The organism is Paraburkholderia nodosa, from assembly GCF_001718195.1.
Classification (GTDB): Bacteria; Pseudomonadota; Gammaproteobacteria; order Burkholderiales; family Burkholderiaceae; genus Paraburkholderia; species Paraburkholderia nodosa_A.
In genome coordinates, this window is sequence record NZ_MCNV01000006.1 from 88857 (window position 1) to 114993 (window position 26137).

Here is a 26137-nt window from a genome sequence, read left to right on the forward strand (position 1 = left end):
GCCTCGCGCGCAGCGCGAGGCGGCCTTCATTTAACTTGAAATGGCTTAGCTGAAGTTGAGCAGCTGGTTCGCGCTCTGCTCGTTCTGGTCCGCGTTCTGGAGCAGCTTGGTCTGCATCTGGAACTGGCGCGCGTTGGTGATCATCGAGACCATCGCCGCCACCGGGTTCACGTTGCTGCCCTCGAGCGACTCGGTTGCGACCTGGACGGTCTGGTCCGCGTCGGCGGGGTTGCCGTCCGACGTGTGGAACAGGCCGTCGTCACCGCGCGTAATCGCGCCTGCCGGCGGGTTGACGAACTTGATCTGGTCGATCATGGCGATCGCGTTGGCGGGACTGCCCGGCGCGATGGCCGATACCGTGCCGTCCTTGCCGATCGTGATCGCCGAGCCCGGCGGCACCGCGATCGGGCCGCCGCCGCCGATCACCTGCAGGTTGTTGGCCGTGACGAGCTGGCCGTTTTCATCGACGTGCAGGTTGCCCGCACGCGTATAGGCCTCGTTGCCGTCGGCCGTCTGCACGGCCATGAAACCCTGGCCTTGAATCGCGATGTCGAGCGGGTTGCCGGTATGCGAGATCGCACCGGGCGTCATGTCCGAGCCAGGCGTTGCCGAAAGCACGTAGGTGCGCGTGGTCTGGTCGTTCACCGTCGAGCCGTCGCCGAACGACATCGGCACGGCGCGAAAGTTGGCGAGCTGCGCGCGAAAGCCCGTGGTCGAGACGTTCGCGAGGTTGTTCGCGACGACGGCCTGCTGCTCGAGCGCCTGGCTCGCGCCCGTCATCGCGGTATAGATCAGTCGGTCCATGATGTGCCCGGTACGTGGTTAGCCGCGTTACATCTGCAGCAGCGTCTGGTCGACGGTCTGCTGCGTCTTGATGGTCTGCGCGTTCGCCTGGTAGTTGCGCTGGGCCGTAATCAGGTCGACGAGCTGGTTCGTCAGGTCGACGTTCGACGCTTCGAGCGCGCCGCCCGTGAGCGTGCCGTGGTTCGTGCTGCCCGGCGTGGAGACCTGCGCGACGCCCGAGGCCGCCGTTTGCTGGAACTGGTTGCCGCCCAGGTTCAAAAGGCCGTTCGGGTTGTTGAAGTTGGCGAGCACGATCTGGCCGAGCGACATGGTCTGGCCGTTCGAGTAGTTGCCGGTGATGGTGCCGTCCGCGGCGATCGAGAAGTTCGAGAGCGTGCCGCTCGCGTAGCCGTCCTGGGCGAGGTTGTTCACGCCGTTGGCCGAGCCGTACTGCGTCGTGCCCGCGAGGTCGAGCGTCAGCGACTGGGGCTTCGTGGAGCCGTCCGTCGGGTTGATGCTGAAGGTGAACGACGTGGTGCCGTTGCTCGACACGGTGGCGTTGGTCGGATCCGGCGTGATGCTCTGCAGCGCGCCGGACGAGCTGAACTGCGCCGTACCGAGCTTTTCCACCGAGCCGGGCTGACCGGCATACACGGTCCACTGGCCGCTCGTCGCGTCTTTCGCGAAATACATGTTGACCGTCTGTGCGCCGCCGAGCGTGTCGTAAGCCGTGACCGACGTCGAATACGTGTAGCTCGTCGAGTCGGTTTCGCTGAAGGTCGTCGTGGTAGGCGTCGTGGCCTGCGCGTTCAGGTTCAGCTGCGCCGTGATGTTCTTGGTCGCAACCGGCGCGATGTTGGTGGTCGGCACCTGCAGCGGCACGGTCTGCGCGGTGTTGATCACGCCCGTCGAACTGGCGGCATAGCCCATCAGGTCGTTGCCCGACGCGTCGGTGATAAAGCCGTTCTTGTCGAGCTGGAACACGCCGTTACGCGAATACGTGATCGTGCCGTTGTGCGACATCTGGTAGAAGCCGTTGCCGTTGATGGCGACGTTCAGCGCCTGGCCCGTCGTGCTGATCGTGCCTTGCGCGAAGTCCTGCTGCACGGTCTGGAGCGAGGCGCCGAGGCCGATCTGGTTGCCCACCGACGTCGCGATGGTGTTCGCGTAGACGTCGGCGAACTGCGCCGTGCTCTGCTTGAAGCCGACGGTGTTCGCATTGGCGATGTTGTTGCCGATCACGTCGAGGTCGTTCGACGACGCGGCGAGGCCGCTCAATCCTTGCTGGTAGCCCATGGTTGTCTACTCCGCGTTTATCGTGTTCAGAGAATGGCGCCGACGCTCGTAAGCGCGACGGTCTTGCCGTTGGCGAGCGAGAGGCTCGGGGTGCCGTCCGACTTCTGGACCACGCCCTGCACCTGGCTCGCGACGAGCGCGGTTGCCGTGGCTGACTGGCCGTTGGTCGTCGCGCTGGCGCTGATCGTGTAGGTGCCGTCGGCGACCGTATTGCCCGAGCTGTCCTTGCCGTTCCAGGTGACCGGCACGGTGCCGGCCGACTGCGCGCCGAGGTCGAGCGTGTTGACGACCTGGCCTGCCGAATTGGTGATCGTGAGCTTCACGTCCGAGACCGCCGAAGGCAGCGTCACGCCGAGCTGCGGCGCGCTGCCGCTCGACACGGCGGCGCTGCTGCCCGGGGCGAGCACGGTCGAGCCGATCAGCAGCGCGGCCTGCGCGTTCTGGCCCGCCGAAAGCTGCGTGGAGAGCGACGACAGCGACGTGTTGAGCTGCTGGATGCCCGACACCGTGTTGATCTGGGCGAGCTGCGAGGTCATCTGCGAGCTGTCCATCGGATTGGTCGGGTCCTGGTTCTGCAACTGCGCAACGAGCATCCGCAGGAACGTGGACTGCAGGTCGCTCGCGCTCGTGCCGCTCGACGACGCCGACGACGAACTCGAGCTCGTGCCGTTCATGGTGTCGAGCAGTTGCTGCGACACGGTGGCGGTGCTGCCGCCGATGGTTGTGTTGCTGGAACTCAACGCGTTCTCCCTCGATTGCGCTTCGTGCTTTGGCGTGTGGTGGTGGCAGGCGCTGCTTCATTTCGCGCCCGCTGGTCTCTGTATGTACTGCAGTGTCCGTACTGACTGCGGCTTGCCGTGCTTCAGGCTGCCGCTTTACGTTCCGATCGTGAGCGTCTTGAGCATCAGCGTCTTGGCCGTGTTCAGCGTTTCGACGTTGGCCTGGTACGAGCGTGACGCCGAGATCATGTTCACCATCTCCTGCACCGGATCGACGTTCGGCATCGTCACGTAGCCGTCCGCGTTGGCGGAGGGATTGTCGGGATCGTAGGTCTCTTTCATGGGCGTCGGGTCGTCCACCACGCCGGTCACCCTGACGCCGCCCACCTGCTGGCCCGAGGCCGTGCGCGCGCCGCCGAGCGGGTTCACTGCGAACACGACCTGCTTCGCCTTGTACGGCTGGCCGTCGGGGCCGGTCGTGCTGTCGGCGTTGGCGAGGTTGGACGCCGTCACGTTCAGGCGCTGCGATTCCGCCGTCATGGCGGAGCCCGCAACGCTGAAGATGTTCATCAGGGATGGCATGGTTTCGTAGACCTCACATCAGGTGCGCGTCACGCGCGCGTTGGTCGTTCATGGCTTCGTTACTGCGTCTTCCGGTTGCGTGCGGCGATCAGCTCGAACCCGAGGTGATCGCGGAGAGCATCGTCTTGATCTGCTGCGAGACCACCGTCATGCCCGACTCGAAGTGCAGCGCGTTGTCGGCGAACTGCACGCGTTCGGTGTCGAGATCGACCGTGTTGCCGTCGAGCGCGGGCTGCACCGGCGTGCGGTACATGAGCTGGCTCTTGTAGGTGTCGGCGGGGCCGCCCGTCGGGATCAGCTTCGCGTCGCCGGCCATGTGGCCCGACTTGGTCGACGCCATCTGCATGCCGCTCGTCACGCCCGCGGGCTGCGCCATGGCGAGCGGCTGGGCGTTGCCGCCCGAGGTGGCCTTCATGCCCACCGTGCCGCCGGCGCCCTGCTGGCGCAAAGCGCCGGCGAGCGACGCCGCGAAGTCCACGTCGCGCGCCTGGTAGCCCGGCGTGTCGGCGTTCGCGATGTTCGAAGAGATCAATGCCTGCCGCGTGGCGCGCACATCGAGCGCTTCGCGCCCAAAGGCGAATTCGGCATCGAGTTTGTCCAGCATCGGGCGTTCTCCGTGAAACGAAAAGGATTCGGCGTGAGCGCGGCGGGCTCGCCAGGCGGCGGGGAAACCGGCGCAAACGTTAGGCGCGTGGTCCGAAGGCCTTTGCGCATGGAGTGGAATATTAGGCGGGGGTGGCAAGAACCAATCGGACGAATAGCCGGTAAAGCGCCCCTCTATTCGACGCAAGCGCGCGGGGGGCGCCGCCTAGAATGCGAGGCGTGTCAATGCAATCGATGGAGAACGACAATGCCGCAGACTGCCCCTTTCCGTAGGCCGCACGACGGCCTGGAGCGGCGTGCGCGCGCGCTGTCGTGGCGCGCGTCCTGGACGTGCGTGCTGGCCTGCGCCCTTGGCAGCGCGCTCTTTGGCGGCACGCTCGCTCATGCACAAACTCCGGCGCAATCTGAAGCCGCCGGCGGCCAGATCTTCATTGCGGGCCCCGGCGACCGCTCGGGCGCCGACGCCGCGCAGATGAACGCGATGCTCGCGAGCAATGCGAAGAAGCCCGCCGCGGCTGTAGCCAGCGTTGCTCCCGCCAATGAGGCCGCACCGTTGCGCGCGGCCAGCTACGCCGATCTGAATTCGCGCGGCGTGCCGGAGGACGCACGCGCGGGCGTCGAGTCGAACGGCATGATCACGATACCGGGTCCCGGCGAGCGCGCGCCCCAAGGCGACGCGCCGCGCATCGTCACGGTTCCCGCGCCGGGCGCGAGCGCCCAGCCCATGCGCGTGCCGGCGGCCAACGCGAACAACGCGGGCACGCTGCAGCGCGTGAACCTGTCTACCGCCGCGAACCGCGTCGCCCCGGTGGTCGTAGACGCCGGCGCGGCGACGCTCGCGAAGCCGGTTGCCAGCGCAAGCACCGGCGCGCCGCCGAATCCCAATACCAGCGCCGTCGCCACGAACGTGCAGGCCACGCCGCCGGGCCAGCAGGACGGCGAATCGATCCGCGCCGCCGCGCTCGCCTTCCTGCAGCAGCAGTCGGCAGGCTTGCCGGGCCACGTGAGCATCACGGTCGCGCCGGTGTTTCCGCGTGGCCTCGCAGCCTGCACGTCACTCGAGCCGTTCATGCCGCCGGGCGCGCGCACCTATGGCCACACGACCGTGGGCGTGCGCTGCATCGGCGCGAAGCCGTGGACGCTCTATGTGAGCGCGCGCATTGCGGTGGACGTGACCTACTACGTGGCCTCGCGCCAGATCGGCGCGGGCGAAGCGCTTTCGGCCGCCGATTTCATGCCGCGCGCGGGCGACCTCGCGAACCTGCCGCAGACCATCATCACCGATCCCAACCAGGCGACCGGCGCCGTCGCGCTCGCCCGGATTTCCGCGGGACTGCCGCTGCGCACCGACATGTTGCGCAGCGCCGCCTCGGTGGTCATCGGCCAGACGGTCAAGGTGATTGCCGTGGGCAGCAACTTCACGATCTCCGCCGAGGGCAGCGCGCTCAACAACGCCGAGCCGGGCCAGCAGGTGCGCGTGCGCACGAGCGGTGGCCAGATCATCTCGGGCGTGGTCAAGGACGCGGGTACCGTGCAGGTGCAGATCTAGGGCCGGTAAGCGCTGGCAAGGGCCGGATCAGGGCGCGCCGAGCCCCGTCCGGCGGCCCGATCCGGCCGTCTCCGGCTTTGTGCGCCAGCACACGTAACAGCATGTAACGGTGGGATTTTTCGGCTAAAGTTCGGCCCGACCTGTGCCGTTATCAAGGTCAAATCGATCAGGAACGCCCATCGTGAAAGTTGACTCCTCCACCCGCAATGATCCGCGCACGCTGCAGGATGGCCTCGCGCGCTCGCAAGCCGATTCGACCGGCGTAAGCACCGACACCGCTACCACCTCCGGCGCGGCAGGCAGCACGACCGCCGCCGCTCAAGGCGGCGCGAACGTGAGCCTGTCGTCGCTCTCGTCGACGATGCGCTCGCTCGCGGCGAGCGGTTCCGCCGACATCGACACGGCGCACGTGCAGTCGATCAAGGACGCGATCCGCAACGGCACGTTGCAGATCGACTCCGGCAAGATCGCCGACGGCGTGATCCAGACCGCGCGCGACCTCATGAAGCCGACGTCGGGCAACTGACGCCCGATGCGCGAGCGCCGCGCAAACCTCGCTTTTTTTGGTGCCTTGCAATGAAAGATGCCCTGTTGGCCACACTGATCGACGAACACGCCACGGTCGAGGCGTTCGCGTCGCTGCTCGCCTATGAAGAAAAGGCGCTCGTGTCGGCCGATGGCATGGAGGCGCTCCCGCAAATCGTCGAGCAGAAGACGACGCTCACGCAGCGTCTCGCGGGCCTCGAAAAAGCGCGCGACGCGCAACTGGCCGGCCTCGGCCTGCCGGGCGGCCGCAAGGGCATCGAAATGGCCTGCGACGGCGACGCGCGTCTGGCAAGTCAGTGGGCGCTGCTCAAGGGGTCGACCGAGCGTGCGCGCCGCAAGAATCTCACCATTGGCATGATGATCCGCACGCGCATGGAACATAACCGCCGCGCGCTCTCGATCCTGCGCGGCGAAACGGGCAACGGCTCGATGCTGTACGGTCCCGATGGGCGGTTGCCGGCGTTCGGGCTGTAAGCGCGCGTAGAGCATCCGCCAAAGACAAAAGCCGAAGCAGTGATGCTTCGGCTTTTTTGTTTTGCGCGAGTCCAGTCCGCCAACAAAAAAGCCGGGGCACTCTCGCACCCTGGCTCTTTCATTGCAACTTCAGTCCCGCTCGCGCTGGCCGCCGCGCGCGCCGTCTACCGCCTCAATTCTCCTGGCCGGCCCACGACATCTCGCGCAGTCGCGTGCGTAGGCGCGCCACCGCCTGGCTGTGCAGCTGGCACACGCGCGACTCGCTCACCTCCATCACCGCGCCGATTTCGCGCAGGTTCATGCCGCGCTCGTAATAGAGCGACATGAGCAGCTTCTCGCGCTCGGGCAGCCGGTCGATCGCCTCGATGAGCGCGCCGCGCAGGCTGTCGTCGAGTAGCGCCGAAAGCGGGTCCGAATGATCGACGCAGTAGCGGTCGAGGAACGGTTCGTCCTCGGCGGAGCGGTCGAAGTCTTCGTAGTAGATGAGCTGGCTGCCATGCAGTTCCTGCAGCATGCTCTGGTACTCGTCGAGCGGCATGCTCAGATGCTCGGCGATCTCCGTCTCGCTCGCCGAGCGCCCGAGCCGCTGCTCCACCTTGTGCACCGCGCTTTCCACTTCACGCGAGGTGCGGCGCAGGCTGCGCGGCAGCCAGTCGTTGCTGCGCAGCTCGTCGAGCATTGCGCCGCGAATGCGCTGGCTCGCGTAGGTCTCGAACTGCGCGCCCTGATCTTCCTTGTAGCGGTTGGCCGCGTCGAGCAGGCCGATCATGCCGGCCTGGATCAGGTCGTCGAGGTCCACGCTCGCCGGCATCTTGGCGACGAGCTGCAAGCCGAGCCGTCTGACGAGCGGCGCGTATTTCGCGAGCACGTCGGCCTGCGAAATTTTTCCTTGAGCGTTATACATCGTGCTCTCCACTTCTCATCTCCCTGTTGGCGTCGTCGTGCGCACGTCAGACGTGCTGCGGCGACGTCCGCTGCGCGGGCGTATCGGTCCGCCAGCCCACATGGGCCGGAGCGGACGCGGATGTTGCGTTGGGTGCGGGATGCACACCCGTCACGGCCGCTACGAACGAATCGGCGTTCGCGGCGAGCGTGCTGTGTGCGGCGTTTGTTGCATGGGTAGCGTGGGGCTGGACGCCGGCTTGCGGCGCGCCGTCCGGATCGTCGACGGGTGCGTGGCCCGCCGCTTCATGTTCTTCGTCCTTCGCGCCGAACAGTGCATTCGCGCGTGCCGTGGCCGGCGAGCACGCCGAGACCGCGGGTCGCATCGGCCAGTGCGGCAGTTCGGCGGCCACGTGGCGGAAATCGCGCGCGGCGGCCGTCGACGGAAACGCATCGACGATGCAGCGCGCAAGCCTGAGCGCCTGCGCCATGTGCTGATCGGCGGCGACGCTTCCGGCGCTGTCGAGCGACACGCTCAGGTAGCGGCTCGCCACCCCTGCGAGATTCTCGATCGCGGCCTGCGCGTCGCTCGCGTTCGCCACATGATTCGCGAGCACGCGAAACTGCGCGATCGCATGCGCGAAGTGCAGCCGTTTCATGCACGCGTAGGCGTCCGTGATCGACTGCGCACCGATGCGCATCACGATCAGCACATCGTGCGCATGCATGGCGAGCGGCGAAAGCGCGCCATCGGCGTCGAGCTGCGCGTCGATCAGTACGATGTCCGCGGGGCCCGAAATGACCTTCTGCAGCTGGGCGGACGTGTACTGCGCGCGATTGTCGCGCGAGGCGGCCAGCACGCCGAAGCCGAGCGCATGGCGGCCCACGGCTTCGTCGAGCGTGCGCTCGCCGCGCACGACGGCGGCGAAGTTGCCTGCGCCGCGCACACCGCCCACCAGCGCACAGACCGAGCGGGGTCCCAGACACTCGTCGATCACGAGCACGTCCTTGCCCTGCGCGGTGAGCGCCGCCGCGAGATTGACCACCGTGGTCGTGCGTCCGGGCGAACCTGCACCGCCCGTCACTGCGACCACGCGCGAGCCTTCACGCGCGAGAAGCCGCCGCAGCCCTTCAGCTTGATCGATTACGAACTTATCCAAACCTGACCTCGGGAGCCTGCGAATTCGTACGCGTCGAGAGTGCCGACAGCAGCGCCGGGATATCGTCTTCGTGCGGCACGAACGGCGAACTCTCTCGCGGAATGCAGAAAGCGCTGCGGATCAGGAAGCGGCGCGTCGCCACGTAAAGGTTCTCGGGGACCTTCTGGCCCGTCGAGACGTAATGCACCGGCAGCTTGTAGCGCAGCACGGTGTCGAGCGCGCTGCCGAGGTTGGTCGCCTCGTCGAGCTTGGTGAGGATGCAGCCCGTGAGCGGCGCGTTGTCCGGGCCGCTCTGGTAGGCCTGCACGACTTCGTTGAGCGTGTCGCCGTGGTTGGTCGCCGAGAGCAGCAGAAGGCGCTGCACCGGGCGGCCCGCGCCGCACAGCATGGCGATCTGGTCGGCCACGGCGCGGTCGCGCTGGCTCATGCCGATCGTGTCGATCAGCACGATGTGCTTGTTCTTGAGTTCGGTGAGCGCGAGCTGGAGGTCCGCGCCGTCACGCACCGCGTGCACCGAAACGCCGAGGATCTTGCCGAAGATGCGCAGTTGCTCGTGGCCGCCGATCCGGTAGCTGTCGGTGGTGAGCAGCGCCACCTTGCTCGCGCCGAAGCGCATCACGCAGCGCGCGGCGAGCTTCGCGGTGGTCGTGGTCTTGCCCACGCCCGTCGGGCCCATCAGCGCGAACACACCGCCGCGCTCCATCAGCGCCTGTTCGTCTTCGAGCACGGGGAGGTTCGATTCGAGCACCGACTGGAGCCACTCCATGCCGGCCTCTTCGGTCTGCACGTCGGGCAGCCGGTCGATCATCATCTTCACCAGTTGCGCCGAGAAGCCTGCGGCGAACAGCTGCTTGGTGAGCGCGCCCTGCACCGGGCTGCGGCGCTGGCGCTCGCCCCACAGGAGGCCCGCGAACTGCTCTTCCATCATGCCGCGCATGGAGGCGAGCTCGTTCATCACGGTTTCGTTGACGACCTGCTCGATGCGCGCGCGGATCGCTTCGCTCACGCTTTGCGCCGCATCGGCGCCCTGCGCATTGCGGCTGCCGGGCGCGGGGCCCGCGGCTTCCGGACCGTGGCCGAGGCGCTGCGCGGCGCGGCGCGCGGCGACATGAGCGGCCTCGAGCGCCCAGTCGGGCGTGCTGGCGTCAACGTCGGGCGGCAGCACCGGATCGGCGACGCTGCCAAGGCCGCGCGCGGCGGCGGTGGCAGGCGTCATGCCCGGCACGCGCGGCGCGTTCTGCTGGTTCGCGATACGGCGGGCGTGGTCGATCAGCCAGGGGTTCGATTCGGCCATCGTGCGCGGCGCGTCGCTCGTCTGCGCGGCGGCGGCCTGTTCGAGCCGCGCTGCGGCTTCACGTGCGGCGGCCTGGGCGTTGGCGTTGGCGGTCGGCGCCGTGGACGCAAACGATGGTGCAAAGGCCGGCGAGGCGAGCGAGTCGGTCGCGGCCTGCAGCGCCATTTGCAGCGGCGAATGCGCATGCGGGACAGCTTGTTGCGATTGCGCGGCCTGCATCGCGGATTGCAGCGTCGGCGGCATCGCCGATTGCGCGGCCTGCTGGCCTGCCGCGGCGCGCGAAGAAGGCGACGAAGCCGAAAGCGGCGCAATGGCGGCCGACGCGGCCGCCGCTTCCTTGCCGAGCGAGACGGCGGTGTCGGCGGCCTGGTCGCCATCGGCATCGGCGTCGGCACTCGCGCCGCCGTTTTCGGCGCCCACTTCCGGGCTCGCGCCGAACACCGACGAGAACACGTCCGGCATGCCGCTCGCGTAGGGGTTCGCACCGCCCACCGGGGCGGCGAGCGCCGCGGGAGCGGCGCCAGGCGCGCTGCGCGGCGTGCGCGACATCTGTGTCATGGCGGCGGAGGGCTGCGCGAACGGGGCGCCTTGACCACTTTGCGCCACGAGGCCACTCAGGCCTTGCGCGGCGGCAGCATCGGCCGGCGCGATCGCCGCGAGATCGCGGTCCGCGAGCGCGACGATTTCGACGCTGCCGTCGTCGAGCGTACGGTTCGACAGAACGACGGCGTCCGCACCCAACGCTTCGCGTACGAGCCGTAACGCGTCGCGGCTGGTGCCACCGATGAATTTGCGAATGTTCAAGCTAAGCCCCTGATGAGGTGAGCGGCCAATGCCGCCGCCGGTCGTCTGTTGCTGGAATGGCGCTGGATTGCTGCCGGCCTGGCGTCCTGTGCAAGGCCTTTTCCGATGTTGGAATTATTTCGAAGGTGAGCCCCCCATGATCGATGGATCAGGGCGGAGAAATGCGGGCAATTCGCGGAATCGGTGGCGGAGCTGCGCACAGGCAAAAATTACGTGCAGAAAGGCTCGCACGCGGCGCGGCTAACGAAAAAGCCCGCAAGAAGCGGGCTTTTTCTCGTCCAGATACGGCAGCGCGATCAGTGCGCCCCGATCACGTTCACCACCTTCACGTTGCGCGTATCGGGCACCTCGGCATACGACAGCACCTTGAGCTGCGGCAGACTGCGGCGCAGGAAGCGCGACAGCATGGGCCGCAGCGCGTGCTGCACGAGCATCACCGGCGCGAGACCCAGCGCCTGCTGACGCCCCATCGCCTGCTCGGTCTGCGTGAGCAGCGTGTGCGCGAGACCCGGTTCGAGGCCGGGGTTCGGGCCGGAGGTGAGCGTCTGCGACAGCACGCGCTCGAGGTTCGCGTCGAGGCCCATTACCTGCATGTCGGCGTTGCCGGGAAACCATTGCTGCGTGATCGCGCGGCCGAGCGCGATGCGCACCGCCGCCGTCAGATCGTGGGCGTCGGTGATGCGCGGCGTGTGCTCCGCGAGCGATTCCATGATCGTGCGCATGTCGCGGATCGGCACGCCTTCTTCCAGCAGGTTCTGCAGCACCTTCTGCAGCGTCGTGACCGGCAGCACCTTCGGCACGAGGTCGTCCACGAGCGAAGGCGTGTCCTTCTGCACGCGCTCGAGCAGCGCCTGCACTTCGCGGCGCCCGAGCAGTTCGGCCGCGTGCATGACGACGAGGTGATTCAGGTGCGTCGCCACCACCGTGCTCGAATCCACCACCGTGTAGCCGAACACCTGCGCCTGCTCGCGCACGTTCGAATCGATCCACACGGCGGGCAGGCCGAACGCCGGGTCCGTGGTCGGCGTGCCGGGCAGCACTGCGCTCACCTGGCCTGGGTTGATCGCGAGCCACTGGCCCGGGTAGGCCTCGCCCGTGCCCACTTCCACGCCCTTCAGCGCAATCCGGTAGGCGTTCGGGCGCAGCTCCAGGTTGTCGCGAATATGGATGACGGGCGGCAAGAAGCCGATTTCCTGCGCGAACTTCTTGCGGATGCTCTTGATGCGCTTGAGCAGCTCGCCGTCGGTGTTCTTGTCGACGAGCGGAATGATGCGGTAGCCCACTTCGAGGCCGAGCGTGTCGATGAGCGCCACGTCGTCCCAGGTCGCCTCGGCGTTTTCGACGGGTGCAAGCGCGGCGGGCGCGGCGTCGGCGATCACGGCGCTCGCCTTCTTCGCTGCGGCGTTCTTCTTCAGCGTGCGGCCGAGTTGGATCGCACCGCCGCCGAGCAGCAGAAACGCAAAGTGCGGCATGCCCGGAATCAGGCCCATCATGACGATGATCGCGCCCGTGATCATCAGCACGCGCGGGTTCGTGAAGAGCTGGCCGGTGAGCTGCGTGCCGATGTCTTCGTTGGTCGCCACGCGCGAGACGATCACGCCGGCCGCCGTCGAGATCACGAGCGACGGAATCTGTGCGACGAGGCCGTCACCGATGGTCAGCAGCGTGTAGGTCTCGCCCGCCGAGGCGAGCGGCATGCCGTGCTGCACGACGCCCACGATCAGGCCGCCCACGATGTTGATCACCATGATCAGCAGGCCGGCGATGGCGTCGCCGCGCACGAACTTGCTCGCACCGTCCATCGAGCCGTAGAACTCGGCTTCCTGGGCAATCTCGCTGCGGCGCTTGCGGGCCGCTTCTTCGTTGATGAGGCCCGCGTTCAGGTCGGCGTCGATCGCCATCTGCTTGCCGGGCATCGCGTCGAGCGTGAAGCGCGCGGACACTTCGGCGATACGGCCCGCGCCCTTCGTGATCACCATGAAGTTGATGACCATGAGGATCACGAACACCACGATACCCACGGCGAAGTTGCCGCCCACGAGGAAGTGGCCGAACGACTCGATCACCTGGCCCGCTGCCCCCGGGCCGGTGTGGCCTTCGAGCAGCACGATCCGCGTGGAGGCCACGTTCAGCGAGAGCCGCAGGAGCGTGGAGAACAGCAGCACGCTCGGGAACGCCGCGAAGTCGAGCGGCTTCATGGTGTACATGCTGACGAGCAGCACCATCACCGAAAGCGCGATGTTGAACGTGAACAGCAGATCCAGCAGGAACGGCGGCAACGGCAGGATCATCATGCCGAGGATCATGCAGATCAGGATCGGTCCCGCCAGCGCGCGCAGATTCGTGCTTTGCAGCATCTCCGGGCGCCGCGCGAGGAAACCGGTGCGGGCGTTCATTCTGTTGCTCCTTCAGTGCCGTCGCGCGCCGGATTGTCATCGGCGCGGCCAGCGGTATTCGATGCGTTGTTTGCGTTCGCCGCGTTCGCTGCGTTCGTGGAATTTGCCGCGTTCGCGCGACTGGCGGCCTCGGCGGCCGCGCGCTCCTCGGGGGTGAGGGCTTCGTCGGCTTCGCTGGCTTCGTCTTCGTCACTCATCGCGCCCTTGTCCATTTCGGGTGGCACGTCGAGGTCGGTCGGCTCCATCGGCACGTCGCCCCCATGCTCGCGAAAGCGCTTGAGCTGATAGACCCACGCCAGCACCTGGGCGACCGCGCCGTAGAGCGGACCCGGAATTTCCCGGTTGATGTCGACGTTGTAATAGAGCGCGCGGGCGAGCGGCGGCGCTTCGAGCAGCGGCACGTTGTTCTCGGTCGCGATCTCGCGGATGCGCGCGGCCACGAGGTTCACGCCCTTGGCGACGACCTTCGGCGCGCGCATCTCGCCATCGGCGTACTTGAGCGCGACGGCGAAGTGCGTCGGGTTGGTCACGACCACGTCGGCCTTGGGCACCTGAGTCATCATGCGGCGGCGCGCGGCGGCGCGCTGCTGCTGGCGAATGCGCCCCTTCACGTGCGGATCGCCTTCGTTTTCCTTGTGCTCGCGCTTCACTTCTTCCTTGGTCATGCGCAGCTTGCGGTAGTACGACCAGAGCTGGTACGGCACGTCGAGCGCGGCGACCACGAACATGCCGGCGACCGTCATGCCGCAGCACACGCCGATCAGATGCATCGCGTCGGCGAACGCGCGCGCCGCGGGCTGCATGGCGAGCCCGAGAATCTCGTCGCGCCGGCTCCACAGCGCCCAGCCGCCGATCACGCCCACCACGAGCGTCTTGGCGAGCGACATGCCGAGCTGGATCGGCCCGTTCACGGAGAAGATCCGCCCGAGCCCCGACATCGGATTGAGGCGGCCGAAGTTCGGCTGCAGCGCCTTCGTCGAGATGAGCCAGCCGCCGAGCGCCATCGGCGCGAGCAGCGCGGCGAGCCCCGTGAGCGCGAGCACCGGCATGAGCGCCATGAGACCTTCGCGCGCGGCGACGCCGGCGCCGATCAGCATGCGGCTGGTTTCGAACGCCCCCGCGTGATTGAACGAGAACGCGCCGCGCATCATGGCTTGCAGATGCTGGCCGATCGTGCCGGAGAGCATCCACGTGCCATAGAAGCCCGCCGAGAGCAGCGCGAATGTCGCCAGCTCCCGGGAACGCGGAACCTGCCCCTCCTCCCGCGCCTTTTCGAGGCGCTTGGGAGTGGCGGATTCGGTTTTCTCGAGGTCGCTGTCCTCAGCCACGCATGCTCCGGTCGCGGGCACGCGCCGCTCGTCGCGGCTGCGCGGCTGGCGCGCGCCCTTTTTCAGTGACAGCGATTATTGCCGCGCAAGCCAAGCGGCGATTGGCGGAGTAGGACGGGGAAATCAGGGTATTTCGGCCGATGGAACCGGGGCGGCATCATCGGCGAACGCCGGCACACGATGCGCGCGCGCTCGCGGGCCGCCAACTTCACGGCCTACGCACCCTCAGGGCCCGCGATTTCAGAACGCGACGAACGGCGCCTTGCCGCCGGACGCGCTCATGTCCATGCCGTAGTACACGTAGCGGCCATAGAAGAACGACAACCCCAGGTCGAGCGCCGCGGCCGACCCGAACTGCCCTGCCAGGTTGTTGGCCGCATAGTTCGCGCCGCTGCCGAGCAATGCGTTCGCGTTCGCGACATTGAAGGTCGCGGTGCCCGTCGTTGCGCCGTTATTGGACGCGAGTGCAGCGCTGAAGGACTGGGTGGACGTAGGGCAATAGAACGTGCCGAGATTGCCGCCGCACTGCGGCAGGGCGCTGTCGACGAAGAAGATCGCGTTCGAACCCGAGTCGAGGAAGGTCTGGAGCGTGCGCCCGTTGAAGGTGGAGCTGAGCCTGCCCCACGAGTCCGTGTTGTAGCTTTGCGCGGCGGTCATCGCGTTGTTCGACTGCGTACCGATGCCGAACACGAGCGTGCCCGTCGCACTGGGCGCGCCGGTATCGGAGACGGGGGCCATCTCGAGGATCACGCCGTTGCCGTCCGTGCCGAACCTGGGCACCGGATTGGCCACCAACTGGGTTTGCGTGACCGTTGCCGTGACGCAGTTCGTGTCGCCGGGGCAGGAGTAATAAGTGCCGAGGTTGTCATAAGGCGCAACGCCGATACCGAGAATGCCGTTCGCGCCCAGGTCCTGCACCGTGTCCTGCGCGCTGCCGAAGCTCGCGCACGCCGACGGCACCGTGTTCGAGTTCAGGTCGCCGATGATCTGGATCGGAATATTGGACGCCGTTTCGCCGCCGATCTTCACGTCGGCGGGACGCACCGTGCCCCATGTGTAACCGTCGGCGAAGGCCGTGCATTCGGCGAGGGTGCCGCCGTTGGCTGTGGCCTTGGGCAGCGAGCCCAACAGGTTCGGCAGCGCCGACGCGAGCAGGCGCAGCCCGAACGACGCCGTATCGACCTGAATGTTGTCGACGGTCTCGCAGGTGCTCGTGCCGGCCACGCAGATCGTCACGCTGACAGTGGGAATGTTGGGCAGCGTGCCGGTCAGTCCGCGGTTCACGACGACGCCCACGGTATTCGCGGCGGTAGCCGCGGTGGGCTGCTGTGTGGGACTGGGAACCGCGGAGCCGCTGCCGCCACTGCTGCCGCTCGAGCTGCTGCTACTGCTACCGCTGCTGCCGCCCCCGCCCCCGCAGGCGGCGACGAGCGAAACCAGGGCAACGAGCGCGGCGCCCGAAAGGAACCGGAAAGGGCGCAGCCACACGTTGCGCGAATAGCGTGAAGTCAGCACTGAAGTCAGCACGTTCGGCCTCCGCTCGTCACTGGATATCGGAGGCGCTGACGCCCGCAGGCAGCGCCTGCGGCAGCCATGCCTGCCCGGAGAAGGCGCCCATGTGGCCGCCCGAATGCACCACGACGTTCGAGTTTTCGACCACGCCCGGCCCGCGCACGTGACCGGCGGCGTGGCTCGCCTTCACGCCGGCCGTGTACTGGGGAAAATAGCCGCCCAGCAGCGTGGCGAGATTGGGCATCTGCGGGCCGTCCCAGGCCACGCCGAATACGGTGCCGGCCTGCGAGAGGTACTCGCGCACGACGGTGCCGTTGGCGAGCGTGGTCTGCTGAACGGTATAGGCGGGAGTCGTGGAAGCGCCAGACGCCGCGCCTTGCACCGCTGCGCGCGCCACGGCCGAGGCGTTGCCGGCCGCGGCTGCCGCCGAAGCGGCGCTCAGGGTGCTGACGTTCGCGCCCGCCGGCGTGGGCATGGGCGCACCGCCGAGCGCGGCGTGAGCCGCCGGCGCCGCGAGCAGCACACCAAGCAGGGAACCGAGAAGCGCCGCGCCGGGTGCGCGGCCGCGTTTGACGCGGCGCGCAAACGAGCGCGCCGCGTTGCCACAGAACGATGTGTATGGATACAAGGCGTCCCCTCCCTGTTGCGATGGCGCGTTGCACCATACGCTGTCGGGGCCGCGCGGGAAGGTCGCGGCGGGACGCAGCAGGACGGGCAACGGCTGGCTATGCTTCGTTGCCCCACCGCGACGTTCGCCGCCGCAGGGCACGAAGGCATGAGCACTAGTATGCCCGCCTTGGACTACATGCGGCAGCTAACCGAACGATTAGCTGCACGTTAGGGGTCAGAACCCGAGACTTGCGAGCAGATCGTCGACCTGCGCCTGGTCCTGCACGACGTCGGTCTTGCCTTCCGGATTGATCTGAGGGCCGTTGAGCAGGCCTTCGGGGCTGCCCGTGCTGCTCTGGGTCTCCGCGAGCGCCGCCGCCGTGGCCGCGAACTGCTCGCGCCGCTCCGGCGCGATGTTCTCGACCAGCACGGTGAGCAACTGCTGCTCGATCAGATAGACCACGTCCATGATCTTCTTGATCACCTGGCCCGTCAGGTCCTGGAAATCCTGAGCGAGCATGATCGCGAGGAGTTGCTCGTTGGTCGCCGCGGTGGCTTGCGGCACGCCATCCACGAAGGCGCGCGTGTCGTCCATCAGCTGGCGCACTTCCTCGCGGCCGATCGGCGCGTCGTACCAGGTCGCCCAGCGGCTCGTCAGTTCCTTCGCGTCGCGTTCGAGCGTTTCCTGCAGCGGCTTGGCGATGTCGATCGCGGTCAGCACACGCTCGGCGGCCTGCTCGGTCATGTTCGCGACATAGCGGAGCCGGTCGCGCGCGTCGGGCACCGCCTCGGCGGCGCGCTCCACATGCTTGTCGAGGCCGAGTTCGCGCATCGAGTCGCGCAGGCTGCGCGTCAGGTGTCCGATGCGCGCGAGGATGCGGTCCGTCGCCAGCTCGCCGGCTTCGCCCGCGGCGGACGGCTCGAAGTCGAACTCGGGCGGCTGCGGGAGCGGCTCGATGCCATCGGCTTCCGGCCACTCACCGGAATGAGCGCCGGACTGCTCACTGATGGGCTCGTTCACGTCAGCTCCCCGTCTTGGCCATCTTCTCGAGAATCTTGTTGAGCTTCTCGTCGAGCGTGGCGGCCGTGAACGGCTTCACCACGTAGCCGCTCGCGCCAGCCTGCGCCGCAGCGATGATGTTCTCCTTCTTCGACTCGGCCGTCACCATCAGCACCGGCAGATGCGTCAGGTTGGCGTCGGCGCGGATCTCCTTGAGCATGGCGAGACCGTCGAGGTTCGGCATGTTCCAGTCCGAGATCACGAACTCGTAGTTGCCGCCGCGCAGACGGGCGAGGCCCGCTGCACCGTCTTCGGCTTCGTCGACGTTCGAGTAGCCCAGTTCCTTGAGCAGGTTGCGGACAATCCGGCGCATCGTCGGAAAATCGTCCACCACCAGAATCTTCATTCCCTTATCCATCACGTTCCATTCCTCCAGGCGAAAACCCGGGCAATTATCCAGAGAAGCGCACTGCCTATCCAGATAAATTAATCGCGAGCGATCGAGCAAGCGTTTGCGGCCTGCATGATCTCTCTATATCGGCAATTTCTTAGACGCGCTGAACCCTGTCGCCCATCGAGGCGAGTCGGGTCATCACGCGCCGGCTCATGTCGGAGAGCGAGGCGATCTCGTCGGCGCCACCCATGGCGATGGCTTCGCGCGGCATGCCGAACACGATGCAGCTCGCCTCGTCCTGCGCGAGCGTGTACGCACCGGCCTGGCGCATTTCGAGCAGCCCGGCTGCGCCGTCGCGGCCCATGCCCGTGAGAATCACGCCGATGGCGTTCTTGCCCGCGTGCAGCGCCGCCGAGCGAAACAGCACGTCGACCGACGGACGGTGCCGGTTGACCGGCGGGTCGTCGGACAGATGCGCGATGTAGTTCGCGCCACTGCGTGCGAGCAAGAGGTGTGCGTGGCCCGGCGCGATGTAGGCGTGGCCGGGCAGCACCCGTTCGCCGTGCTCCGCTTCCTTGACGGTGATGCGGCACAGCCCGTTCAGGCGCTGTGCGAACGACTTCGTGAAACCGGGCGGCATGTGCTGCGCGATCAGCACCGCGGGCGCGTCGGGCGGCAGCGGCTGCAGCACTTCGCGGATCGCCTCGGTGCCGCCCGTCGACGCGCCGACGATCACGAGCTTTTCGGTCGAGACGAGCGGGTTGTTGATCATCGGCGCCGGGCCCGCGGGGTGCGCAGCGGCGTGACCGTGCGCGTGCGCTGCCGCGCCCGCCGATGCGGCGGCGGGCGCATGGTGCGCACGCACGCGGGCGCGCGCGGCGGCGCGCACCTTGTCGGCGAGCTTTTCCGAGTATTCGAGCATGCCGTCGCGAATGCCGACCTTCGGCTTCGTCACGAAGTCGACGGCGCCCAGTTCGAGCGCGCGCAGCGTGATTTCGTTGCCGCGCTCGGTGAGCGACGACACCATCACGACCGGCATGGGCCGCAGACGCATCAACTTCTCGAGGAAGTCGAGGCCGTCCATGCGCGGCATTTCCACGTCGAGCGTGAGCACGTCGGGGTTGTGTTGCTTGATCAGCTCGCGCGCGACGAGCGGATCCGGCGCGGTGGCGACGACCGTCATATCGGGCTGACTGTTGATGATTTCCGTCATCAAACTGCGGATCAGCGCCGAATCGTCGACGCAGAGAACCTTGATTTTTTGCACAGCGTTCACGCCTCCTCTACTGTCCTGGCGTTGTCTTGACCGGATGCGCGCAGCGCGGACGACACGCTCGAGCCGAACAGCTCGATGCGAGGGCGCGCGCCCTGCGGCTGGGATTGGGAAATCTGGGGCGTATGAGCTGCCGAGTTTGCTGCCGGCGACGTGGCGCCCGGGCCCGCACGCCCCGCGCCGCCGACGCCGAACAGCTCGACGCGCGCCCGCGCCCGCGCGAGCCGCTCGGCGCGCGCTTCGGCGGTTTGCGCGGCGAGCTGCTGCTCGCGCTCGGCCACGCTCGTGTCCTGCGAGAGACGCAGCTTCTTGACCATCACCTGGCCCGTGCGCGGCAGGAACGCCACCTTGCGCGGATGCGAGCCTTGCAGGTCCTCGGCCACGATGCGGATGTTCTCGGTCGCGAGATAGCGGCGCACGAACACGGCGTTGCGGTCGCCGATGTTCATCGTCGTCATGCCCGCGAGCACGGCTGCGCCGCCGAACACCTTGGCCTCGAAACGCTCACGGCGGCCACCCGCCTTGATCAGCTCGTTGATGAGCACTTCCATCGCGTAGGCGCCGTAGCGCATGGCGTCGGAGGCGCCGGTGAGGGCGTGGGCGGAGTCCGCGCCGTCGTCGGGGAGCATGAAGTGGTTCATGCCGCCGATGCCGGCGGTGCGGTCCTGAATGCAGGCCGCCACGCACGAGCCGAGCACCGTGACGAGCACCATGTCCTCGCCCGTCGTGTAGAACTCGTTGGGCAGCAGCTTGACGCCGGGGCGCTGGAAATGCGCGTCGAAATAGCGGTTCGTCGCGATCGGAAGGCGGGCGCTCATGCGGGCACTCCGAGCGCGTCGTTCGCGCGGCGCGGCGCGGCACTGGCAGCGGCGCCGCGCGTGAGTTCGTACACCGTCTGGCCGCGCAGACGGAACGCCTGCGTGACGTAGGTGAAGTTCTCCGAATGGCCCGCGAACAGCAGGCCGTCCGGCTTCATGAGCGGCTCGAAGCGCGTGAGCACCTGTGCCTGGGTCGGCTTGTCGAAATAGATCATCACGTTGCGGCAGAAGATCGCGTCGAACGTCGTGCGCAAGCCGTAGTCCGCGTCGGTGAGATTGAGCTGCTCGAACTTGACCATCGCGCGCAGCTCCGGGCGCACCTTCACGAGTCCCGAGTGCGAGCCGGTGCCCTTGAAGAAGAAGCGCTTCAGACGCTCCGGCGACAGATGCTTCACCTGGTCGAACGAGTAGACGCCCGCGTCGGCCTTGGCGAGCACCTGGGTGTCGAGGTCGGTGGCGAGCACGCGCGCCTCGCGCGCGGCGCGGTCGCCGAGCGCTTCGACGAGCGTCATCGCGATCGAGTACGGTTCTTCGCCCGTGGAAGCCGCCGAACACCACACCGAAACCGGCTGCGCACCTGCCACCCCCGCCCTGCGCTTCACGAAATCCGCGAGGATCGGGAAGTGATGCGCCTCGCGGAAAAACGCGGTGAGGTTCGTGGTGAGCGCGTTCGTGAACGCTTCCCACTCGGTCGCGTCGTTGCGCGCTTCGAGCTGGTCGAGGTACTCGCGAAAACTGTCGAGGCCGAGCGTACGCAGGCGCCGCGCAAGGCGGCTGTATGCCATGTCACGCTTGTGGTCCGAGAGCGAGATGCCCGCGCGGCGGTGAATGAGCGCGCGAATGCGCTCGAAGTCCGCCGAGGTGAAATCGAAATCGCGGTTGCTCTCGACGCCCGAACCGCCCGTCTCGCCGGCGTCCTGGCGTGTATTTCGCAGCGCTTTCATGCTGATGCTCCTTCGCATTGCGCGCCGCCCACTGCATGGGATACCGCGGCGCAGGACTGCTGCGCGCCGCGCCTGCCCGGTTGCAATGCGTGCGGCGCATGGGCGGCCTGCGCAGCACGCGCGGGCCGTGGGGCCCGGCGCGGCAGGTCTTGCCGTTGTGTAGCGCTCATGTGCATTGCAGTTGCTCGTCGTGTTCAGTACTTCACTACTCTTCCATGCCGCGTTCGATCAGAACGTTTCCCAGTCCGAATCGTCCGAAGCGGATGCTGCCGTGCTCACGTACGTCTCGCCGCGCGCAGGCGCGGCCGGTTTCGCTGCAGGCTTTGCCACCGCCTTGTTTGCCGGTTGCGCAGCGGGCTTTGTCGCAGGCTTCGCGGTGTCCGCCGGTGCCGCCGACGCCGACGACGCCGACGACGACGTTGCCGCCGCGGGCTTCGCCCCCGCCGCAGCCGAAGACGGCGTCGCGCGTTTCGCGGCAACCGGCGCGGCCGGCGTGACGCGAGCCGGACCTGCACCCACGCTGCGCGCCGACGCGCCGCCCGTCGTCCACGTGCCGAGCACGTTCTGCAGTTGGCGCGTCTGCTCTTCGAGCGACGCGGCCGCAGCGGCCGCCTGCTCCACCAGCGCCGCGTTCTGCTGCGTGACGGTGTCCATCTGCGTGACGGCGCGGTTGACCTGCTCGATGCCGCCCGACTGCTCCTCGGAAGCCGCGCTGATCTCACCCATGATGTCGGTCACGCGACGCACGGCCTGAAGGATTTCTTCCATCGTCGCGCCTGCGCGGCCCACGAGCTGCGAGCCGCTTTGCACTTTCTCGGCCGAGTCGTTGATGAGTTCCTTGATTTCCTTCGCCGCGCTGGCGCTGCGCTGCGCGAGGCTGCGCACTTCACCGGCCACCACGGCGAAGCCGCGGCCCTGCTCGCCCGCGCGCGCCGCTTCCACGGCCGCGTTGAGCGCAAGAATGTTGGTCTGGAACGCGATGCCTTCGATCACGCTGATGATGTCCACGACCTTCGCCGAACTCGCCGCGATGCCCTGCATCGTGTTCACGACTTCACCCACCACCTCGCCGCCGCGCGTCGCGATGTCGGAGGCGTTGACGGCCAGCTGGCTCGCCTGACGCGCGTTCTCCGCGTTCTGGCGCACGGTGCCGGTGAGCTGCTCCATGCTCGACGCCGTTTCCTGCAGCGAAGCGGCCTGCTGCTCGGTGCGCTGCGAGAGATCGGTGTTGCCCATGGCGATCTCGCGCGCGCCCACGTCGATCGAGCTTGCGCCCGTATGCACCGCGCTCACGAGCGTGACGAGGCTTTCCTGCATGCGCTTGATGCCGCTGAACAGACGCCCGATCTCGTTGTCGCTGTAGACCGTGACCGGCTGCGTGAGATCGCCGTGGGCGATGCGCTCGAAGCACGTCACTGCGTCCTCGAGCGGCTGCACGATGAGGCCGCGCATGGCGAAGCGGATCACCACGACGAGCACGAGCGCCACGGCGATCGCCGCGCCAATCGCGATGCGCATGACGGCGATCTTGTCGTGCGCGCCAGCCTCGCGAGCCTGCGCGCTTTGTTCCAGGGCCTGCGCGAGCGGACCGGCGACGTTGTCGTAATCGACGAACATCGGACTGATCTTCGTGTCGGCGATGGCGTGATAGGCCGGTTGATCGTTTGCGCGCAGGGCCGCGAATTCGGGCTGCACGCCGTCTTGCATGAGCGTGGCGCGCTTTGCCACGAGCGCGTCGAGCGCGGCGGCGTCGAGACCGCCCTTCGGCGCGTTCTGGAACGCTTGCCAGGCTTCGTTGGATTTGCCGAGCAATTCCTGGGCGCGATCGATCACCTTCTTCGCATCGTCGGCCTGGCCTGCTGCCGTGAGCGCGCTGGCGCGGTCGATCGCGACACGCGTGCGCAGCAGATACGACGACGCGTCGTTCAGCGCATGCATCGCCACGAGATCGCCTCGCACGATTTCGGTGAACGCATCGCTCGCACGCCCGAGCGCGACGAGCCCGAGTGTGCCGACCAGCACGGTCAGCGCAACCAGAATGACCCCGACGCCCGTGAGCGTCGTGCGGATCGACCATCTTTGCAGCATCTCGTTTGCTCCTGTCCTGTACGAATCGGGGCGGGCTGTGCGGTCAAGCGCGGCCGGCATAGGCACGGCGACGCCCGGGCCCCTGCGCGAAGCGCGCGCGAAAACGAAGGCGGCTTGCCGCTCTTTGGCGGCGGCTTTCCGCTCTCTCTCACGCTGGCCTCGCGGCCCCCCGGTTTAACTCTCGGCGCGTTAGACCAGCGCCTCGATCAGAGCCATCTCGCGGCTCGTCATCAGTTTTTCGATGTCCATCAGGATCAGCATGCGGCCTTCCACAGTGCCGAGGCCCGTGAGGTACTCGGTCGTGAGCGTCGCGCCGAATTCGGGCGCCGGCATGATCTGCTCCATCTGCAGCGTGAGCACGTCCGAGACGCCGTCCACCACCATGCCGACCACGCGATGCGCGACGTTCAGGATGATGACGACCGTCTGGTGGTCGTACTCGACGCGGCCCAGATGGAACTTGATGCGCATGTCGACGATCGGCACGATGATGCCGCGCAGGTTGATCACGCCCTTGATGAAGTCGGGCGCGTTCGCGATGCGCGTCACGCTGTCGTAGCCGCGGATTTCCTGCACCTTCAGGATGTCGATGCCGTACTCTTCCGCGCCGAGGGTGAAGACGAGGAATTCCTGGCCGCCTGCGTCGGCCTGCAGCGCGTCGCGGCGTTGCGCGCCGGCAATCGCGCCGTGTGCGCCGTTGCCTTGAATCGATTGGACTTCTGCCACGTTAGCCCCTGAACGGTTGGGAGATGATGGGTTGAGTGCGTCCGGACTTCATCGCGATTACGCGAATTCGGCGAACGCACCCGAATTTGCGCTGGCGCTTACGCCATGCGTGGCGCGCGTCTCGCGATTGAGCGCGGCCACGTCGACGATCAGCGCGACGCTGCCGTCGCCGAGAATGGTCGCCGCCGAAATGCCGTGCACCTTGCGGTAGTTCGTTTCCAGGTTCTTCACCACGACCTGTTGCTGGCCGACCAGTTCGTCGATCAGCATGGCGAAGCGACGACCTTCGGTTTCCATGATCGTGACGATGCCCTGCGTCGGGTCCGTGCGCGCGCCTTCGACGTTGAACGCCTGATGCAGCGCCACGAGCGGGAGATACTCGCCGCGCACGCGCACCACGCGGTCGCCGTTGGTGACCGTGTAGATGTCTTCGTGGCGCGGCTGCAGCGACTCCATCACGAAGTTCAGCGGCAGGATGAAGATCTCGCTGCCGACCTTCACCGACATGCCGTCGAGAATCGCCAGCGTGAGCGGCAGCACGATGCGCGTGGTGCTGCCCTTGCCCGCGTGCGAGGTGATTTCCACGTGGCCGCCCATCGCCTGGATGTTGCGCTTCACCACGTCCATGCCCACGCCGCGGCCCGAAACGTCCGTCACCTGCTCGGCGGTCGAGAAGCCGGGCAGGAAGATGAGGTTCCAGACCTCGTCGTCGGACATGCTGTCGCTCACCTGCATGCCCTGCTTGATCGCCTTGGCGAGAATCTTGTCGCGGCGCAGGCCCGCGCCGTCGTCGCTCACCTCGATCACGATGTTGCCGCCGTGGTGCGCGGCGGACAGCACGAGCTGGCCCGTGGCGTCCTTGCCCGCGGCGCGGCGCGCTTCCACGGTTTCGATGCCGTGGTCGAGCGAGTTGCGCACGAGGTGCGTGAGCGGGTCGATGATGCGCTCGATCAGGCTCTTGTCGAGTTCGGTCGCCTGACCGAAGGTGACAAGCTCGACTTCCTTTCCGAGCTTCGCCGCGAGATCGCGCACGAGACGCGGGAAGCGGCTGAAGACGTAATCCATCGGCATCATGCGGATCGACATCACCGCTTCCTGCAGATCGCGGGCGTTGCGCTCGAGCTGCGCCATGCCGTTGTAGAGACGGTCGTGCAGCGCCGGGTCGAACGTGCTGGTGGTTTCCGCGAGCATGGCCTGCGTGATGACGAGTTCGCCCACGAGGTTGATCAGCTGGTCGACCTTTTCGACGCCCACGCGAATCGAACTGCCTTCCGCCGATGCGGCGGCGGCGGCCGGTCGCGCCTTGCGCTCGCCTTCGGCTTGCGCGGGCGCCGGGGCGCTCGCGGGCGGGCGCGGCATGTCTTGTTCGGCATGCGCGGCGGGCGGCGGGGCCGGGATCACGGCGCTCGCAGCAGGGGCCGCAGCCATCGGTGCGGCGGGAGGCGCGGCCGGTGTTGCCGCGGGCGCGGCGGCGGGTGCGGCCGCAGCCGGTTGCGCGTCGCCCTGCGGCGCGGCGCCACGGCCGATCGAAATCTGTTTCTCGTCGATCACGAAGCAGCACACCGCGATGATGTCGTCGGAGGTCACATCGGTTTCGAGCCACAGCGTGAGGTCGTCGCCGGTCTTCACCTGGCCGAGAATGCGGCCGAGGTTGCCGAGCTCTTCGACGAGCAGCTCCTGGTCCTTCGCGTCGACGGCACGCAGCGTGACGCGCAGGTGCGGACCTTCCACCGCAGCGTCGGCGCCGGCTGCGGGCGCCGACGCTGCCGCATCGATCGCCTCGCTCACGACGTGCTCGGGCGCGCCCGAACCTGCCGAGGCCAGCGTGCTGTGCATTTCGAAAGCGGCTTCGAGATCTTCTTCCGAATCGCCGGCGCTCGCCTGCGCAGCCGGTGCGGGCGCGGGGGCCGGCGCCGGTGCGGGTTCAGGCGCGGGTACGCCGCGGCTTTCCGCGTAGAGGCGCTCGAGCTTGGTGCGCACGGCGGCCGCTGCCTGCGCATCGGGCTCGGCGCTCGCGCGGTAGGCGCCGAGCTGGTCGGAAAGCACGTCCTTCGTTTCGAGGAACGTGTCGATCATGTCCTTGCGCAGCACGAGCTCGTTGTTGCGAGCGCGGTCGAGCAGCGATTCGAGAATGTGGGTCGTCTCGGTCAAGGCCGTGAAGCCGAACGTCGCCGCGCCACCCTTGATCGAGTGCGCCGCGCGGAAGATCGCCGCCAGATCCTCGGGATCCGGGCGACCGACGTTCAGGTTCAGGAGAAGCTGCTCCATCTGAGCGAGCAGCTCGTCCGCCTCGTCGAAAAACGTCTGATAGAACTGAGTGATGTCGAGAGTCATTGCTCTTTCACCGCGTTAATTGC

Annotated in this window: 21 protein-coding genes and 2 pseudogenes; 3 read left to right on the forward strand and 20 right to left on the reverse strand. The window is 67.4% G+C overall.

The features are described 5' to 3' along the window. Positions 1–45: 45 nt before the first annotated feature. The 5 genes from flgF to BFD71_RS13130 all read right to left on the reverse strand — a co-directional run bounded on the left by flgF (position 46) and on the right by BFD71_RS13130 (position 3984). Positions 46–804 carry a flagellar basal-body rod protein FlgF gene (gene flgF, locus BFD71_RS13110; RefSeq protein WP_069264348.1) on the reverse strand — a complete coding sequence of 253 codons (759 nt, stop codon included), beginning with the start codon at positions 802–804 and terminating at the stop codon, positions 46–48. 27 nt (positions 805–831) lie between these two features. After that, positions 832–2079 (reverse strand): flagellar hook protein FlgE, encoded by a 1248-nt coding sequence (gene flgE / locus BFD71_RS13115; protein WP_069264350.1) that lies wholly within the window; start codon positions 2077–2079, stop codon positions 832–834. A 26-nt stretch (positions 2080–2105) separates the two neighbouring features. Next, positions 2106–2753, reverse strand: coding sequence for a flagellar hook assembly protein FlgD (locus tag BFD71_RS13120; protein ID WP_083245249.1), 648 nt, complete (start codon positions 2751–2753; stop codon positions 2106–2108). A gap of 201 nt (positions 2754–2954) precedes the next feature. After that, complete coding sequence (flgC, locus tag BFD71_RS13125) at positions 2955–3380, reverse strand: flagellar basal body rod protein FlgC (protein WP_028203363.1); 426 nt, start codon at positions 3378–3380, stop codon at positions 2955–2957. Between the two features lie 88 nt (positions 3381–3468). Beyond that, positions 3469–3984, reverse strand: a complete 516-nt coding sequence (locus BFD71_RS13130) for a flagellar basal body protein (protein WP_069264353.1) — start codon at positions 3982–3984, stop codon at positions 3469–3471. Between the two features lie 246 nt (positions 3985–4230). On the opposite strand from BFD71_RS13130, the gene flgA reads away from it, so the two are divergent. The 3 genes from flgA (at position 4231) to BFD71_RS13145 (ending at position 6552) form a co-directional block, all read left to right on the forward strand. After that, positions 4231–5532, forward strand: a complete 1302-nt coding sequence (flgA, locus tag BFD71_RS13135; RefSeq protein WP_069264355.1) for a flagellar basal body P-ring formation chaperone FlgA — start codon at positions 4231–4233, stop codon at positions 5530–5532. A gap of 181 nt (positions 5533–5713) precedes the next feature. Further along, positions 5714–6058: a flagellar biosynthesis anti-sigma factor FlgM gene (flgM, locus tag BFD71_RS13140; RefSeq protein WP_069264357.1), complete on the forward strand. Its 345-nt coding sequence runs from the start codon at positions 5714–5716 to the stop codon at positions 6056–6058. A gap of 50 nt (positions 6059–6108) precedes the next feature. Further along, on the forward strand, positions 6109–6552 hold the full coding sequence (locus BFD71_RS13145) for a flagella synthesis protein FlgN (protein WP_069264359.1): 444 nt from the start codon (positions 6109–6111) through the stop codon (positions 6550–6552). Between the two features lie 172 nt (positions 6553–6724). Here BFD71_RS13145 and BFD71_RS13150 read toward each other — a convergent pair whose 3' ends face one another. From BFD71_RS13150 to cheA, 15 genes and pseudogenes are all read right to left on the reverse strand, one after another. Beyond that, positions 6725–7456 carry an RNA polymerase sigma factor FliA gene (locus tag BFD71_RS13150; protein ID WP_069264361.1) on the reverse strand — a complete coding sequence of 244 codons (732 nt, stop codon included), beginning with the start codon at positions 7454–7456 and terminating at the stop codon, positions 6725–6727. A gap of 355 nt (positions 7457–7811) precedes the next feature. Continuing rightward, a pseudogene (locus tag BFD71_RS13155) lies at positions 7812–8594 on the reverse strand (nucleotide-binding protein); the annotation flags it as partial. Beyond that, positions 8587–10692 carry a flagellar biosynthesis protein FlhF gene (flhF, locus tag BFD71_RS13160; RefSeq protein ID WP_069264363.1) on the reverse strand — a complete coding sequence of 702 codons (2106 nt, stop codon included), beginning with the start codon at positions 10690–10692 and terminating at the stop codon, positions 8587–8589. The pseudogene BFD71_RS13155 and the gene flhF, both read right to left, overlap by 8 nt. Positions 10693–10988: 296 nt before the next feature. Beyond that, the gene (flhA, locus tag BFD71_RS13165; RefSeq protein WP_069264366.1) at positions 10989–13088 is read right to left on the reverse strand and encodes a flagellar biosynthesis protein FlhA; all 2100 of its coding nucleotides are present in this window, start codon (positions 13086–13088) and stop codon (positions 10989–10991) included. A 122-nt stretch (positions 13089–13210) separates the two neighbouring features. Further along, positions 13211–14416, reverse strand: a pseudogene (flhB, locus tag BFD71_RS13170) (flagellar biosynthesis protein FlhB); the annotation flags it as partial. Between the two features lie 240 nt (positions 14417–14656). Beyond that, on the reverse strand, positions 14657–15940 hold the full coding sequence (locus BFD71_RS13175) for a DUF3443 domain-containing protein (RefSeq protein ID WP_083245250.1): 1284 nt from the start codon (positions 15938–15940) through the stop codon (positions 14657–14659). A gap of 19 nt (positions 15941–15959) precedes the next feature. Then, a complete protein-coding gene (locus BFD71_RS13180; protein ID WP_069264722.1) occupies positions 15960–16460 on the reverse strand; it encodes a DUF2844 domain-containing protein in 501 nt (166 codons plus the stop codon). Between the two features lie 312 nt (positions 16461–16772). Continuing rightward, positions 16773–17429, reverse strand: a complete 657-nt coding sequence (gene cheZ, locus BFD71_RS13185) for a protein phosphatase CheZ (protein WP_069264724.1) — start codon at positions 17427–17429, stop codon at positions 16773–16775. A 130-nt stretch (positions 17430–17559) separates the two neighbouring features. Further along, positions 17560–17955 (reverse strand): chemotaxis response regulator CheY, encoded by a 396-nt coding sequence (cheY, locus tag BFD71_RS13190; protein ID WP_028203354.1) that lies wholly within the window; start codon positions 17953–17955, stop codon positions 17560–17562. Positions 17956–18085: 130 nt separating this feature from the next. Beyond that, on the reverse strand, positions 18086–19207 hold the full coding sequence (locus BFD71_RS13195) for a protein-glutamate methylesterase/protein-glutamine glutaminase (protein WP_141710660.1): 1122 nt from the start codon (positions 19205–19207) through the stop codon (positions 18086–18088). Then, positions 19204–20022 (reverse strand): chemoreceptor glutamine deamidase CheD, encoded by an 819-nt coding sequence (gene cheD, locus BFD71_RS13200; RefSeq protein ID WP_069264368.1) that lies wholly within the window; start codon positions 20020–20022, stop codon positions 19204–19206. The genes BFD71_RS13195 and cheD overlap by 4 nt, the downstream gene beginning before the upstream one ends. Next, complete coding sequence (locus tag BFD71_RS13205) at positions 20019–20966, reverse strand: CheR family methyltransferase (RefSeq protein WP_069264370.1); 948 nt, start codon at positions 20964–20966, stop codon at positions 20019–20021. Before BFD71_RS13205 ends, cheD begins: the two co-directional genes overlap by 4 nt. Before the next feature lie 228 nt (positions 20967–21194). After that, a complete protein-coding gene (locus BFD71_RS13210; RefSeq protein WP_069264372.1) occupies positions 21195–23054 on the reverse strand; it encodes a methyl-accepting chemotaxis protein in 1860 nt (619 codons plus the stop codon). A gap of 189 nt (positions 23055–23243) precedes the next feature. Beyond that, positions 23244–23780, reverse strand: coding sequence for a chemotaxis protein CheW (gene cheW, locus BFD71_RS13215; protein ID WP_028203349.1), 537 nt, complete (start codon positions 23778–23780; stop codon positions 23244–23246). A 57-nt stretch (positions 23781–23837) separates the two neighbouring features. Next, complete coding sequence (gene cheA / locus BFD71_RS13220; protein WP_069264374.1) at positions 23838–26114, reverse strand: chemotaxis protein CheA; 2277 nt, start codon at positions 26112–26114, stop codon at positions 23838–23840. Between the last annotated feature and the right edge of the window lie 23 nt (positions 26115–26137).

Excerpts from the sequence above, each read along its gene's own strand:
- cheD (WP_069264368.1), bottom strand. The coding sequence starts at position 20,022 with ATGAGCGCCCGCCTTCCGATCGCGACGAACCGCTATTTCGACGCGCAT.
- BFD71_RS13130 (WP_069264353.1), bottom strand. The coding sequence starts at position 3,984 with ATGCTGGACAAACTCGATGCCGAATTCGCCTTTGGGCGCGAAGCGCTC.
- BFD71_RS13145 (WP_069264359.1), top strand. The coding sequence starts at position 6,109 with ATGAAAGATGCCCTGTTGGCCACACTGATCGACGAACACGCCACGGTC.
- flgF (WP_069264348.1), bottom strand. The coding sequence starts at position 804 with ATGGACCGACTGATCTATACCGCGATGACGGGCGCGAGCCAGGCGCTC.
- flhA (WP_069264366.1), bottom strand. The coding sequence starts at position 13,088 with ATGAACGCCCGCACCGGTTTCCTCGCGCGGCGCCCGGAGATGCTGCAA.
- BFD71_RS13150 (WP_069264361.1), bottom strand. The coding sequence starts at position 7,456 with ATGTATAACGCTCAAGGAAAAATTTCGCAGGCCGACGTGCTCGCGAAA.
- flgC (WP_028203363.1), bottom strand. The coding sequence starts at position 3,380 with ATGCCATCCCTGATGAACATCTTCAGCGTTGCGGGCTCCGCCATGACG.
- flgE (WP_069264350.1), bottom strand. The coding sequence starts at position 2,079 with ATGGGCTACCAGCAAGGATTGAGCGGCCTCGCCGCGTCGTCGAACGAC.
- BFD71_RS13205 (WP_069264370.1), bottom strand. The coding sequence starts at position 20,966 with ATGAAAGCGCTGCGAAATACACGCCAGGACGCCGGCGAGACGGGCGGT.
- cheY (WP_028203354.1), bottom strand. The coding sequence starts at position 17,955 with ATGGATAAGGGAATGAAGATTCTGGTGGTGGACGATTTTCCGACGATG.
- flgA (WP_069264355.1), top strand. The coding sequence starts at position 4,231 with ATGCCGCAGACTGCCCCTTTCCGTAGGCCGCACGACGGCCTGGAGCGG.
- BFD71_RS13210 (WP_069264372.1), bottom strand. The coding sequence starts at position 23,054 with ATGCTGCAAAGATGGTCGATCCGCACGACGCTCACGGGCGTCGGGGTC.
- cheA (WP_069264374.1), bottom strand. The coding sequence starts at position 26,114 with ATGACTCTCGACATCACTCAGTTCTATCAGACGTTTTTCGACGAGGCG.
- BFD71_RS13120 (WP_083245249.1), bottom strand. The coding sequence starts at position 2,753 with ATGAACGGCACGAGCTCGAGTTCGTCGTCGGCGTCGTCGAGCGGCACG.